This is a genomic window from Acinetobacter sp. ABJ_C1_1 (assembly GCF_044684115.1).
Taxonomy (GTDB): Bacteria; Pseudomonadota; Gammaproteobacteria; order Pseudomonadales; family Moraxellaceae; genus Acinetobacter; species Acinetobacter nosocomialis_A.
In genome coordinates this window covers 64,222-77,384 of record NZ_JBITPU010000002.1, presented here as the reverse complement: position 1 = coordinate 77,384, position 13,163 = coordinate 64,222, and the positions used below count along the sequence as shown (strand labels likewise).

General features: G+C 38.2%; 13 protein-coding genes. 11 read left to right on the top strand and 2 right to left on the bottom strand.

Features of this window, described 5'->3' with window-relative positions:
• Window positions 1-101 precede the first annotated feature (101 nt).
• The 10 genes from ACG59Z_RS04515 to ACG59Z_RS04470 all read left to right on the top strand — a co-directional run bounded on the left by ACG59Z_RS04515 (window position 102) and on the right by ACG59Z_RS04470 (window position 11,369).
• Complete coding sequence (locus ACG59Z_RS04515; protein ID WP_396519683.1) at window positions 102-629, top strand: GTP-binding protein; 528 nt, start codon at window positions 102-104, stop codon at window positions 627-629.
• A 30-nt stretch (window positions 630-659) separates the two neighbouring features.
• On the top strand, window positions 660-1,058 hold the full coding sequence (locus ACG59Z_RS04510; protein WP_396464321.1) for a roadblock/LC7 domain-containing protein: 399 nt from the start codon (window positions 660-662) through the stop codon (window positions 1,056-1,058).
• Window positions 1,059-1,089: 31 nt separating this feature from the next.
• Window positions 1,090-2,022 (top strand): hypothetical protein, encoded by a 933-nt coding sequence (locus tag ACG59Z_RS04505; RefSeq protein ID WP_400198067.1) that lies wholly within the window; start codon window positions 1,090-1,092, stop codon window positions 2,020-2,022.
• A gap of 58 nt (window positions 2,023-2,080) precedes the next feature.
• Complete coding sequence (locus tag ACG59Z_RS04500; RefSeq protein WP_396464159.1) at window positions 2,081-2,437, top strand: roadblock/LC7 domain-containing protein; 357 nt, start codon at window positions 2,081-2,083, stop codon at window positions 2,435-2,437.
• 609 nt (window positions 2,438-3,046) lie between these two features.
• Window positions 3,047-4,639 carry a peptide chain release factor 3 gene (locus ACG59Z_RS04495; RefSeq protein WP_263612928.1) on the top strand — a complete coding sequence of 531 codons (1,593 nt, stop codon included), beginning with the start codon at window positions 3,047-3,049 and terminating at the stop codon, window positions 4,637-4,639.
• A gap of 69 nt (window positions 4,640-4,708) precedes the next feature.
• Window positions 4,709-5,551 carry a hypothetical protein gene (locus tag ACG59Z_RS04490; protein ID WP_400198065.1) on the top strand — a complete coding sequence of 281 codons (843 nt, stop codon included), beginning with the start codon at window positions 4,709-4,711 and terminating at the stop codon, window positions 5,549-5,551.
• Between the two features lie 87 nt (window positions 5,552-5,638).
• Complete coding sequence (locus tag ACG59Z_RS04485; RefSeq protein ID WP_400198318.1) at window positions 5,639-6,580, top strand: RsiV family protein; 942 nt, start codon at window positions 5,639-5,641, stop codon at window positions 6,578-6,580.
• Entirely contained in the window at window positions 6,580-7,392 is an 813-nt protein-coding gene (locus tag ACG59Z_RS04480) for a TatD family hydrolase (protein WP_400198063.1), read from the top strand. The genes ACG59Z_RS04485 and ACG59Z_RS04480 overlap by 1 nt, the downstream gene beginning before the upstream one ends.
• A gap of 124 nt (window positions 7,393-7,516) precedes the next feature.
• Complete coding sequence (acnA, locus tag ACG59Z_RS04475) at window positions 7,517-10,273, top strand: aconitate hydratase AcnA (RefSeq protein ID WP_400198061.1); 2,757 nt, start codon at window positions 7,517-7,519, stop codon at window positions 10,271-10,273.
• A gap of 334 nt (window positions 10,274-10,607) precedes the next feature.
• The gene (locus tag ACG59Z_RS04470; protein WP_000130925.1) at window positions 10,608-11,369 is read left to right on the top strand and encodes a ThiF family adenylyltransferase; all 762 of its coding nucleotides are present in this window, start codon (window positions 10,608-10,610) and stop codon (window positions 11,367-11,369) included.
• A gap of 62 nt (window positions 11,370-11,431) precedes the next feature.
• On the opposite strand, the gene ACG59Z_RS04465 is transcribed toward ACG59Z_RS04470, so the two are convergent.
• On the bottom strand, window positions 11,432-11,554 hold the full coding sequence (locus tag ACG59Z_RS04465) for a hypothetical protein (protein ID WP_001984446.1): 123 nt from the start codon (window positions 11,552-11,554) through the stop codon (window positions 11,432-11,434).
• Window positions 11,555-11,657: 103 nt separating this feature from the next.
• On the opposite strand from ACG59Z_RS04465, the gene ACG59Z_RS04460 reads away from it, so the two are divergent.
• The gene (locus tag ACG59Z_RS04460) at window positions 11,658-12,551 is read left to right on the top strand and encodes a LysR family transcriptional regulator (RefSeq protein ID WP_396519673.1); all 894 of its coding nucleotides are present in this window, start codon (window positions 11,658-11,660) and stop codon (window positions 12,549-12,551) included.
• Between the two features lie 8 nt (window positions 12,552-12,559).
• Here the strand turns inward: ACG59Z_RS04460 and ACG59Z_RS04455 are convergent, their stop codons facing one another.
• A complete protein-coding gene (locus tag ACG59Z_RS04455) occupies window positions 12,560-13,069 on the bottom strand; it encodes a hypothetical protein (protein ID WP_002050979.1) in 510 nt (169 codons plus the stop codon).
• Between the last annotated feature and the right edge of the window lie 94 nt (window positions 13,070-13,163).

Below are 13,163 nucleotides of genomic sequence, written 5' to 3'. Positions count from 1 at the left end.
TATTGACACTATAATAATAAAACCTTTAACCTTAATTAAATATTTACTGGTTGGTTTTAAATCTTCTAAATAATATGGAGATTTATTTTGGGTTGTATAATATGATTTTACAACGCTATAAAATAGTTTTCGGTGGAACAATAGGGGCTGGAAAAACGTCGGCAATTAAAAGCTTATCCGATATTCCAGTTTTATCCACTGAAGCTTTAAATACGGATCATCAAACACATAATAAATTACTCACTACTGTGGGAATTGATTATGGAGAGGTGATATTAGAAGATAATACAATTGTTGGTTTATATGGGACTCCTGGACAAGAGCGTTTTAATTTCATGTGGGAAATTATTTGTCAGGGGGCACTAGGTGTTATTATCTTAATTGACCATTCAAATCCTGATCGTCTAAACCATTTAAAATATTATATTGATGCTTTTAAAAAATATGATGTTCATATGGTTATTGGTATTACGCATCTTGATCAGGATTCGAATCTACAATTAAAAATCTATCGTGATTATATGAAAATATACGAACATCATTATCCATTATATGCTGTTGATGCTCGTATAAAAAATGATATTTTGCTATTAACTGAAACATTGATTACCAATATTGAAGTTAATTAAATTATCTTCTAGAGGTTAATTATGGAATCAATGACTGTTATAGACAATCAAACAGACGAATTTAAACAATTTTCAAAGAATGTTGTTTCTGCACTACTGCATCAAACAAAGCATATAAACCTTTGTATGCTCTGTACTACTGATGGATTTGAGATTACCACTGCAAGTAAAAAAAATTGGAGTAATACTGGAAAAATTGCGGCGGTGAGTAGTTCTATCATGGCACTTATTTCAGCATTTATTTCTGAAATTCATTTAGTAAATTGTCAAACAATTACTTTAGATACAGAAACAGGAAAAGCTTTTCTGAGTATTGTCCCTCATGACAAGTTTCCTTCAGTACTTGTTGTGATTACAGATAAAAATGTTCTCCTTGGTGAAATCCTGCATGAACTTAAAAAAGTAATTGCACATTTACATCAGTATTAAAATTTTATTTATGTGAAATCATCATTTTTATATGAAAAATACTCTCTACCTCACGATTTTTGGTTTAAATTCTGATACCTCAGATCAACTAAAATCAGCGATCCAAAATGCTTTTCCTCAGGGAACCCTTTTGGAATGGACAACTTTGGCTCATCCTGAGTTAGATTTTATTTTCATCAATGATGCTTTCTTCCATTCTCAGATTATTCAGAATATTATTTCTACACATAAACATATTAAATATCTAAGATTAGTAAATTCTCCTGAAAAATCAGGAATGATTAATAATGGTATACTCTACTATCCATTTTTAAAATCCAATGATTTATTATCTTGGTTAGTTGATAAAACAAAAAATTATCAGATTACTTTAAACCATGAAGCAACCTTATCTTTTGATGAAATATTTACAGAAAGAAATGGTTTTATTCGCCTATATGATCATATAGGTAATATTGCAATTATTGATGCGCGTACTGAACGTGTTTTTGTTGATCCTGAACGAGACCATATTATTTTTAATCATCAAATTAAACAAAGCTATGCTAAAAGTTCTCTAGTTAATGAACTCTTAAAATCTTTTGTTTTATTTGATTTGAAAGTTTGGTTATGGCAGGTTCTTTATCAGTCTACTGAGATTTTAGAGTTATCTAATATTCAAGATAAACAATGTTATATTCTTAATGAATGGCCTCAAGTTAATGGTTTTTCAAATAGAAAAAAATTATTAAAAATATCAGCCTTTTTCTCAAAAGGTGCAGAGGTTGAATATGTTGTTCAAAATTCTGAATATACTTCAACACAAGTTAAAAAATTTATTTTAATGACACAGTTATTGAGAATGAGTGAAAGCATACCTTCTGCCCAAGCTAAATTTAAAATAGAAACTGTTCAAACTTATCAAAACTCTTCGGGGGTATTCTCAAGTTTTCTAGGAAAGTTAAGAAGAAAACTTGGAATATAAAAGATGTTAATACATCTATTATTTGGCATTTTGCCTTTTTATACAATTGGAGTAATTTATGGCACGTTTAGAGCTTGATAAACTATCAGCTATTGATGGTTTTGTTGCTGGGGCATTAGTTGATAGTGAAAGTGGTTTAGCATTATCGACTGTGGGGAATGGTCTTGATATTGAACTTGCAGCAGCAGGAAATACAGAAGTTTATCGTGCTAAGCAAAAAGTAGCTAAAACGTTAAATCTAAATGACAATATCGAAGACATTCTCATTACTTTAGACAAACAATATCATTTACTTCGTCCATTAAGTGATAATCCAGCATTATTCTTATATATTGTTTTAGAACGTAGTAAAGCAAACCTTGCAATGTCACGACATGAACTACGTGCTTTTGAAAAAGAATTAGATTTTTCTTAATTCAAAAAAGCATTAGTTTAAAATTGTAAAACAAAAGAATGAACATGTTTAACAAACTGTTCATTCTTTATGAAAAAATTATGCATTCAATTTTACAAATTATTTCCCCTTTATTTAGATACTGATATCTTTCTTCTTCGTAGTCTTGTTTCAAAACAACTGAATGGTCTTTTTTGTTAAAAGATTAGAATGAAATCTCTATGCCCAATTTGTTTGTAGGTAAAATCAGTAAATAGCCCTTGCAGCAACATTATTTCTTATCTTAATTCTCAATCCCTCTGATTTGATGCAATAAGTTGCTTTTGTTTTAGCGTTATCAGTATGTGATAACTGTTTTTCCATCCATCTATACCGCTCAATTCATTTAAATATGTTGACGCAGTAGCTCTGAACCAGAAGAGAAGTTTCATAGACTTTAATGTGAAAAATTCTAGAAGTCGTGAACATAATCTACTTAGTAGTGACTTCTAGTTTTGAAATATGTGGACAACTCCAGACTTGTCCACAAAGTCGATGAAACACTTTATAAATCTGCTACAATTACGCCAATTTTTTATTTTGATCGACTTTAGATCTTCGGCACTGCAATCTCCGCAGTAGGTGTATTTCATGAGTTTTAAAGATGAGTTAGCGGCACAGGTCGCTCAACGACGCACATTTGCTATTATTTCCCACCCCGATGCCGGTAAAACCACCATGACAGAAAAACTGTTGTTATGGGGTAAAGCGATTCAGGTTGCAGGGATGGTAAAAAGCCGTAAATCTGACCGTGCAGCTACATCTGACTGGATGGAAATGGAAAAAGAACGTGGTATCTCGATTACCACGTCTGTTATGCAGTTCCCATATAAAGGTCACACGATTAACTTACTCGATACACCGGGGCACGAAGACTTCTCGGAAGATACTTATCGTACGCTTACCGCAGTTGACTCTGCACTTATGGTGATTGACGGTGCAAAAGGTGTCGAAGAACGTACCATCAAATTGATGGAAGTGTGTCGTATGCGTGACACACCAATTATTTCTTTCGTCAACAAAATGGACCGCGAAATTCGTGAACCACTTGAGTTGTTAGACGAAATTGAAAACGTTTTAAACATCCGTTGTGTACCAATTACATGGCCACTTGGTATGGGTCGTGACTTTGCTGGTGTATACAATATTCTTGAAAATAAATTGTATGTATACAAAGCAGGTTTTGGTTCAACCATTACCGATATTGAAGTGCGTGATGGTTATGATCACGCCGACATTCGTGACAAAGTAGGCGAGTTGGCTTGGGCTTCTTTTGAAGAGTCGCTTGAGCTAGTACAAATGGCAAATGAGCCATTAGACCGCGAGCTTTTCTTACAAGGTAAACAAACGCCTGTTCTATTTGGTACAGCATTAGGTAACTTTGGTGTTGACCACGTTCTAGATGCATTTATGAACTGGGCACCTGAACCTAAAGCTCACCCAACGCAAGAGCGTGTGGTTGAAGCGAAAGAAGAAGGTTTCTCTGGTTTTGTATTTAAAATTCAAGCCAACATGGATCCTAAACACCGTGACCGTATTGCCTTCATGCGTATTTGTTCAGGTAAATACGAGAAAGGCTTGAAAATGAATCACGTGCGTATTGGTAAAGAAGTCCGCATTAGTGATGCGTTGACTTTCTTGGCTGGTGAGCGTGAGCATTTAGAAGAAGCATGGCCGGGCGATATTATTGGTTTGCACAACCACGGTACAATCCAGATTGGTGATACTTTCACTAGCGGTGAAAACCTTCACTTCACTGGTATTCCACACTTCGCGCCAGAAATGTTCCGCCGTGTACGTTTGAAAGATCCATTAAAGTCAAAACAATTGCAAAAAGGTTTGAAAGAGTTGTCTGAAGAAGGTGCAACTCAGGTGTTTATGCCACAAATTAGCAATGATTTGATTGTGGGTGCAGTTGGTGTGCTTCAGTTTGACGTTGTTGCTTACCGCTTGAAAGAAGAATATAAAGTTGACTGTGTTTACGAGCCAGTAAGTGTAAATACCGTGCGTTGGATTCATTGTGATGACGACAAGATTCTTAATGAGTTCAAGAAAAAAGCACACGACCAGCTTTCAATTGATGGAGGCGGTCACTTAACGTATCTTGCTCCAAGCCGAGTGAACTTGCAGATTATGCAAGAGCGCTGGCCTGATATTCAGTTCCGTAACACACGTGAACACTAAGCATGTAAATGTGACAAACAGCTTCGAATAGAAGCTGTTTTGTTTTGAAAAATAAGAAAGGATGATGAAATGAACTTGAGTAAAAAAGCCATTATTGCGCTTATAGTTGCAGTCATAGCACTAATTTCTGCTATTTCTGCATTTGTTTGGAAAAGCACTCATTCCTCATCCTCTTCTCAAAAAAATCCAGTTTCTGCTCAAGAGCATCCTACTGAGAAAGCAGAGGTTTTACCTTATTTAAACTTGACCGAAACCAAGGCAAATTATGCAGTTCCTTTTTGTGAAAAGAAAAACTGTATTGATGTCGACATTCAAACCATAAAAACCCAAGACACTTGGTTAAATAGCTGGATTGAAAAGAGTCAGGCGAAAGTTATTCAGACTCAAATTGATTTGAAAAAAGATTTAAGCCTGCAACAAGCAGTAGATGCCTACGTTAAAAAGTCGGATGAATGGCAAGAGAAATATTCTAAAAACCGTGCCTACGAATTACACATTCATACGCGTATTGCTTCGCAGCGCAATCAATATGTTTTATTGCAGTTAGGGTTAGACAGCAAACAAGAAGAAGTCACTATAAAAGATCGTTATTATTTTTTTGTGGCTGATCGTAAATTGCATAAAAGCTTAACTTTGCTTGATGTACTTCAAAAAGACCAACAAACCACTGTGCATCAAATCGTGCAAACGGCTTATCAGGACTGGTTGAAAAAACAAAATGCTGACGTCAAAAAAGACGCACCAAAAACTTTGTATTGGGGACAAGCCGACTGGTTCTTTGATGGTGAAGGTGTAGGTCTGCACTATCAGGCAAATCAGATTACGAAAGATGCCCCTCAGCTCGATATTTATTTAACAACAGAGCAAACTAAAAAAATATTACAACCTGAGGTTTATGAACAAATGTTTTAAGTTGGTAGCAGAATTTGCAACCTACTTATAGATGCGCTAACTTCATATGAGTTATGCATAATCTTCTCAGAATAAAGGCAAAATATGATGTTAACTTCTAAGGCCTCGCTACGTTTAACGCTACTTGCTTCTGCACTATTTTTAGTGGCATGTCAGCCTAAAAGTGATCCTAAAGAGTCGAAAGATCAGCAAAAACCAGCAGTGGTTGAGCAAAAGCCTGTGGAGCTGACTTTAAAAGGGGAAACAGTGCAAAGTAAGGTGGTTTTACCTGACTGTAGTGGTAAAACTTGTCCTGAATTTACTGTTGAGCGCTTGCAAAGTAACTATCCGTTTATTGATAAGATTATTGACCAACAAGTTTTAAAAGCACTCGGCCAGATTCTTGAGATTGCAGAGCCAGACGCAAAAGCAGCAAAAGCCAATAAAAAGACAGAGGCTTCAGCAGTTGCCGCTACAGATCAACCAGATAGTTTCGATGCTCAGGTTCAGCGCTATGCCAACTCATTTATTGGTTTAGATAAGGAACTAAAAGAGTTAAGTAGTAATCATCAGATTAATCTTTTAGTGAAGCCTAAAATCATACAGTCGCAAGGTAAAGTCGTAACTGTTGTGGTTAACAGTAGTAGCTATTTGGGTGGGGCGCATGGTTCGGCTGCACAGCACTATTACAATTTTGATTTAAAAGAGGAAAAGCAAGTCAAACTTGAAAACTTGCTGCGTCCAGAGAAAAAAGCGGCTTTAGAAAAGTTAGCACATGAGGCGTTTAAAGCTTGGGTGACAGACTCAAAACTTGCCAATAGTGTGAGTGAATATGAGCAAGCTTGGCCATTTAAACTCACCGAAAACTTCTTGTTAGGTGATCAGGGCTTAATTCTTCAATATGGTGAATATGAAATTGGGCCTTATGTTGTTGGGTTGCCTCGTTTAGTCATTCCGTATGATCAATTACAAGATGTGTTGAAAGAAGAATATTTACCGCAGCCTAAAGCTAAACCTGCTTCGGCACCAGCTGCAAAAAGTGCTAGCTAATGCATTTGTTTGATACCCATACCCATTTTGATGTTGCCGATTTTGATGAAGATCGGCAACAGTTAGCACTTGAGGCTAAAAAAGTGGGTGTAGATGCTTTGGTGTTAATAGGCTTTTTACAGTCACGTTTTGATGAGTTGGTACACACCCATCATCAGCTCAAGCAGTGGGATAATGTACCCACTTCTTATTTAGCGCCGGGGTTGCATCCGTTTTATATTGAACAACACAGGCCAGAACATCTTTCTCATCTTGAAAAAATTTTACAGCAAGAAGACTGCGTGGCAGTCGGTGAAATTGGCTTAGATACTTTTCTGAAAGAGCATAAGCAGCCCGATGTATATGCCAAGCAAAAACAATATTTTGCTGACCAGTTAGAACTAGCAACCCAATACCAAAAACCAGTGCTGCTTCATATCCGTAAAGCGCATGGCGATGTGCTTGCTTTGTTAAAAGCGCATAAGTTTAAACTTGGTGGCATTGCTCATGCTTTTAGTGGTGGGGTAGAAGAGGCGAAAGGGTTAATTAAACTCGGTTTTAAAATTGGTGTGACGGGGCAAATTACCAACCCAAATGCGAAAAAGCTTCATACGGTTGTGCAGGCTATAGGGGCGGAGCATTTAGTGATTGAAACGGACTGCCCAGATATGACACCGCTTTGCTGCCAAACCTCTACTGAGCAGCGTACTCGAAATACGCCTGTGAACTTACCTTTTGTATTAAAAAGTTTGGCCGAAAATTTAAATATGCCAGAGTCTGATTTAGCCGAAAAACTTTGGAAAAACTCTCTATCTGCTTTGAAATTATCGTAATAAAAATCAAAGATTAGAAATAGTAACTAAAACAAAACACAGTGATGAAAAAAGAAGCTTAAAGTAAGAAAACAACATGTAAAAACGTGAAAAATAACATTGCCAGACATGGGAGGATAACCCAATGGCTAAGTATAGCAATATCAATAGTTTTAATGCTCTACAGACGCTAACAGTAGGTTCCAGCAATTATCAGATTTTTAGCTTAACCCAAGCCGAGAAAAAGCTAGGTGACATTGCCAAACTGCCGAAATCATTAAAAGTACTGTTGGAAAACTTATTACGGTTTGAAGATCAACACAGTGTTAAAACGGAACACATTCATGCTTTAGCAGAGTGGCTAAAAACCCGTAGCTCAGATCAGGAAATTCAATATCGACCTGCACGGGTTTTAATGCAAGATTTTACCGGTGTTCCTGCGGTCGTTGACTTAGCTGCAATGCGTGCTGCAATGGCACAAGCAGGCGGCAATCCTGAAAAAATTAATCCATTATCGCCTGTAGACTTAGTCATTGACCACTCTGTGATGGTGGACTATTTTGCCGATGATCAAGCTTTTGAAGAAAACGTTCAAATTGAAATGCAGCGTAATGGCGAGCGATACCAATTTTTGCGTTGGGGACAATCTGCATTTAATAACTTTAGTGTTGTGCCACCGGGCACAGGTATTTGCCATCAGGTTAATTTAGAGTATTTGGCTCAAGCGGTGTGGCTAGGCGAAGACAACGGACAAACCTTTGCTTTTCCTGACACTTTGGTCGGTACAGACTCCCATACCACCATGATTAATGGTTTAGGTGTATTGGGTTGGGGTGTTGGTGGTATTGAAGCAGAAGCTGCAATGTTGGGCCAGCCTATTTCTATGCTTATTCCTGAGGTGATTGGTTTTAAACTGACCGGAAAATTACAAGAAGGGATTACGGCAACTGACTTGGTGCTTACCATTACTCAAATGCTTCGCCAAAAAGGTGTAGTGGGTAAATTTGTAGAGTTCTATGGCGATGGTTTAGCCGATTTACCACTTGCTGACCGTGCGACCATTGCCAATATGGCACCTGAATACGGTGCAACGTGCGGTTTCTTCCCAATTGATGAAGTGACTTTAGGTTATTTGAAGCTAACAGGCCGTCAAAATGACCGTATTGCACTGGTTGAAGCATATAGCAAAGCACAAGGCTTATGGCGAAATGCAGGTGATGAACCTGTTTTCACAGACACTTTAAGTTTAGATATGAGTACGGTTCAGGCAAGTTTGGCAGGTCCAAAACGTCCTCAAGACCGTGTGCTTTTATCAGAAGTACCAAAAACCTTTAATGCACTCATGGAATTAACGCTTAAACCAGCTAAAGAAGCTAAAGAGCGTTTAGAAAATGAAGGTGGTGGCGGTACGGCTGTAGAAGCGGCCAAAGCCAATATTCAGCATGAAAGCCCATCTTGTGTGATTGAGGGACAGGAATATCCGTTAAATCATGGCGATGTCGTCATTTCAGCGATTACTTCATGTACCAATACTTCAAACCCAAGTGTAATGTTGGCAGCAGGTTTACTTGCTAAAAAAGCCATTGAAAAAGGCTTGCAGCGCAAACCGTGGGTGAAAAGTTCACTTGCGCCTGGTTCTAAAGTCGTGACTGACTATTTGTTGGCGGCTGGGCTTACGCCGTATTTAGATGAGCTCGGCTATAACTTGGTTGGTTATGGTTGTACCACGTGTATTGGTAACTCGGGTCCTTTACCTGAACCAATTGAAGATGCAATTCAGTGTCATGATCTAAACGTGGCATCTGTACTCTCTGGTAACCGTAACTTTGAAGGGCGCGTACACCCATTGGTTAAAACCAACTGGCTTGCATCACCACCACTTGTGGTTGCTTATGGTTTAGTTGGGAATATTCGTACTGACTTAACGACTCAACCAATTGAGCAAGGTAAAGACGGGCAACCTGTTTACTTAAAAGATATCTGGCCAAGTCAGGCAGAAATTGATGCTGTCTTACAAAAAGTAAATACCGACATGTTCCACAAAGAATATGCTGCGGTGTTTGATGGTGATGAAAGCTGGCAATCGATTCAGATTCCAAAAAGTAAAACTTACGAATGGGCTGATGACTCGACTTATATCCGCCATCCGCCGTTCTTTGAAGGTATTAGTGAGCCACCAAAACCAATTAAAAATATTGAACAGGCGCGTATTTTGGCAGTGCTTGGTGACTCGGTAACAACCGACCATATTTCACCGGCCGGTAATATCAAAAAAGACAGTCCGGCAGGCCGCTATTTACAAGAGCAAGGTGTTGAACCAAAAGACTTCAACTCTTATGGTTCACGACGTGGTAATCATGAAGTCATGATGCGAGGCACGTTTGCCAATATTCGTATTAAAAACGAAATGCTCGGCGGTGAAGAAGGTGGTAATACCATCCATATTCCAAGTGGTGAGAAGCTTGCCATTTATGATGCGGCAATGCGTTACCAACAAGAGCATACACCGCTCATTATTATCGCTGGTAAAGAATACGGAACAGGTTCTTCACGTGACTGGGCTGCCAAAGGAACGAATTTGTTAGGTGTCAAAGCTGTCATTGCTGAAAGTTTTGAGCGTATTCACCGTTCAAACTTGGTGGGTATGGGCGTGTTGCCACTCCAGTTTGTTGATGGACAAACTAGGCAGTCGCTCAACTTAACCGGTCATGAGGTTATCTCGATTCGTGGTTTATCGGATGGTATTCAGCCTCATGAAATTCTTGAAGTTGATGTGAAAGGGCCAAATGGGGTAGCCAGCCACTTTAATGTGTTATGCCGAATTGATACGTTAAATGAGGTTGAGTACTTTAAGGCTGGTGGTATTTTGCATTATGTACTTCGGAATTTGATTGCTGGTTAATTTGGCTAAGTTTGCATAGCCTTGTAATGAGGGTGCTTTGGCTAATGTTGACTATATAGGCGTATCCTTACTTTTTAAGGATAAAAAGTAACAAAAATCCTTTGTCGGGCTGACGGTATATCCTTATACCGCAGCCCAACTGGGCGGCATCCATGCCGCCTGTCACGTTAGTAAATAATGACTTAAATCTTAAATAATATAATTTGATTTATAATGATAAGACTTGTCGTGAATTTAAATATCACCATCTCAAGTTTTCTTTGATCTGAAATACACTTTCGTCTGAAAAGCAGTAAAATACTCCCCGTGTTTTATATCCCCTCAAAGAGTAGCAATGACCGATCTTCAACAAGATGAATATGACCGCCGTTTTGCAGGTGTAGCCAAAATTTATGGTGATTCATCGTTCCAGCACTATGAAAAAAGTCATGTGATGGTGATTGGTATTGGTGGTGTTGGCAGTTGGGCGGTAGAAGCTTTAGCACGTACAGGTATTGGCGAGATCACACTAGTCGATATGGATGTGGTTGCGGCATCAAATGTGAATCGTCAGCTACCTGCAATGACCTCAACTCTGGGCTGTGAAAAAGTTGAAATTATGGCGGAGCGTTGTCGCCAAATTAACCCACGCATTAAAGTCAATATTATTGATGACTTCTTAACACCTGAAAATGTTGCAGAGCTTTTAAACCCTGTACCAGACATTGTTTTGGACTGCATCGATGATGTTAAAGCAAAACTGGCTTTAATGCTCCATTGTCGTTTTAATAAAATACCTTTGATTGTTTCAGGTGGGGCAGGTGGTAAGCTCGATCCACTTAAAATTCGCGTGGCGGATCTATCAAAAACAGAACAAGACCCAATGTTAGCGAAGTTACGTAGTCAGCTTCGTGCTCGTGGCATCTGTAAAAAGCCAAAAGAGAAATTTGGCATTACCTGTATTTACTCAATCGATAATCCATTTTCAAGCGCAGATGTCTGCCCATCGGCTGGGTTGCGCTGTGGTGGCTATGGTTCAGCGGTGGTGGTGACTTCAAGCTTTGCCATGATTGCTGTAGCCGAAGTTTTGAAAAAACTCGATTTAAAGAAAGCCTAATTTAAATATTGAAAAGGCATGCGCTTATGTGAGTGCATGCCTTTTGTTTTGGGAAAAACTATTTAATCATATAGCTCTATGTTGTCTTGTTTGGGCTGTGTGGGTAATTGCTGATCATAAAATTTAAAGCACCATAAAATTAAAATAACGATGGTGCATATTGCGAAACCTTTTAAATACTTCATGAAGAATTCAATCAAGTGAATGGTCTTGATTAAAATTCTAGTCAAGGTTATTCATCTAATCTAATATAGAAAATAGACCAAATGATCTAATTTTGAGATGATAATGCTCACATTAAAACAATTCCAATATTTCATAAAAATTGTTGAAGAAGGGAGTTTTACTGCTGCCTCAGAAAAGCTATTTATTGCTCAGTCTGCCTTAAGTCGACAAATGAAACTATTAGAAGAAGAAATTGATTTTCAGTTGTTTGACCGTACTGACAAAAGAGCAAAACTCACGGCAGCGGGAGAGGTCTTCTATAAGAAAATAAAAGATAACTTGCTTTACTTAAATGAAATTATTGACCTGTCTAAAAGTGTGTCGGATGGGAAAAACCGTCAGATTAAAATTGCTCATTCAAGCAGCATTGTTATGGAGCATAAAAAGGTACAAATATTAAAAGAAGTTAGCTTAACCCAGCAGCTGAGTTTTGAGCTGAATACCTTGTCATCAGAACAACAGATCTTAGCGTTAATGAATGGTGAAATTGATATTGGTTTTATTCGGCCACCCGTTCGGCACACATTAGATGAGATGAGTGTTGTTAAGTTATATGAAGAGCCATTAATGGTGGCTGTGCATATTGATCATGCCAAATTTGCTAAAGAAGAAAAGGTTTATTTAAAAGACTTAAAAGATGAGTATTTTGTATCTTCACCTCATGCTGAAAGAGGGGGCTTAAGTTATTTGGTCGCAAATCTGTGTTTAGCTGCAGGATTTACCCCACAAAAAGCCCCGATTCAGTCACGGAAGGTTTCACAGCTACAATTGGTTGCTGCAAATTTGGGAATCAGTATAGTTCCTGAAGAGTTCAAACAAATTTTGCCTAATCAGGTAAAGCTTTTACCCTTGGCAGATCATTTGTCACTTTCAGAAGTTTTATTGGTCTATAGAAAAGATCATGATGAAATGATTCAGCGCTGTGCCGAGCAAATTCATCAAATGTTTTTACCTTAAAAAGTTAATTAACCTAATCTATAGTAAGTGTAGGTAACGTTGTCGTCTTTGTAGACGTCATAACTGCTTTGTTTGAAGTCTGACACCCATTCACTGCCTGTGTAACCAGCAATATGTCCATAAACGTGATTGCGGGTTCTGTGAATGATGTAAATGTCGCCTTCTTGAGGCTCATCAAAAGCTGGGTTAATTTCTTTATAGCCAATTTTTTTCAGGGTATCGCCCCAATCAGATGCTGCAATTGGGTGGTTTTCAACATCGGCACCAGCAGATTCAAGTGCAAGACGAATGCTACGTGCACAACGAGCTTTGCTGCGTCTAGAGGTAACACTTTCTAATTTTGCTACGAATTTTTCTACATCTATGGCTGGAGGGGTGTTGCTTTCAGTGCGGTGATTATTGGGTTTCATGGTGAAGGGATAAGGAAGGCTTGGTGTGCTGTGTGATACAACAATCGCTGCCTGATTTGAATCCTGATACATATAGTTATCAGCTACTTGTCCGTCATAAATAATCATCGTGAAATCTCTACCCGTACTACCTATATCCGTATTTAGAAAATCACCACCTACCTGTGGCGTTCAGAGATACTAATTGCCCAAACTTAAAAGT

What these genes read in the sequence shown, in the direction of transcription:
- ACG59Z_RS04515 (WP_396519683.1), top strand. Translation starts at nt 102, where the DNA reads ATGATTTTACAACGCTATAAAATAGTTTTCGGTGGAACAATAGGGGCT.
- ACG59Z_RS04510 (WP_396464321.1), top strand. Translation starts at nt 660, where the DNA reads ATGACTGTTATAGACAATCAAACAGACGAATTTAAACAATTTTCAAAG.
- ACG59Z_RS04505 (WP_400198067.1), top strand. Translation starts at nt 1,090, where the DNA reads ATGAAAAATACTCTCTACCTCACGATTTTTGGTTTAAATTCTGATACC.
- ACG59Z_RS04500 (WP_396464159.1), top strand. Translation starts at nt 2,081, where the DNA reads ATGGCACGTTTAGAGCTTGATAAACTATCAGCTATTGATGGTTTTGTT.
- ACG59Z_RS04495 (WP_263612928.1), top strand. Translation starts at nt 3,047, where the DNA reads ATGAGTTTTAAAGATGAGTTAGCGGCACAGGTCGCTCAACGACGCACA.
- ACG59Z_RS04490 (WP_400198065.1), top strand. Translation starts at nt 4,709, where the DNA reads ATGAACTTGAGTAAAAAAGCCATTATTGCGCTTATAGTTGCAGTCATA.
- ACG59Z_RS04485 (WP_400198318.1), top strand. Translation starts at nt 5,639, where the DNA reads ATGTTAACTTCTAAGGCCTCGCTACGTTTAACGCTACTTGCTTCTGCA.
- ACG59Z_RS04480 (WP_400198063.1), top strand. Translation starts at nt 6,580, where the DNA reads ATGCATTTGTTTGATACCCATACCCATTTTGATGTTGCCGATTTTGAT.
- acnA (WP_400198061.1), top strand. Translation starts at nt 7,517, where the DNA reads ATGGCTAAGTATAGCAATATCAATAGTTTTAATGCTCTACAGACGCTA.
- ACG59Z_RS04470 (WP_000130925.1), top strand. Translation starts at nt 10,608, where the DNA reads ATGACCGATCTTCAACAAGATGAATATGACCGCCGTTTTGCAGGTGTA.
- ACG59Z_RS04465 (WP_001984446.1), bottom strand. Translation starts at nt 11,554, where the DNA reads ATGAAGTATTTAAAAGGTTTCGCAATATGCACCATCGTTATTTTAATT.
- ACG59Z_RS04460 (WP_396519673.1), top strand. Translation starts at nt 11,658, where the DNA reads ATGCTCACATTAAAACAATTCCAATATTTCATAAAAATTGTTGAAGAA.
- ACG59Z_RS04455 (WP_002050979.1), bottom strand. Translation starts at nt 13,069, where the DNA reads ATGATTATTTATGACGGACAAGTAGCTGATAACTATATGTATCAGGAT.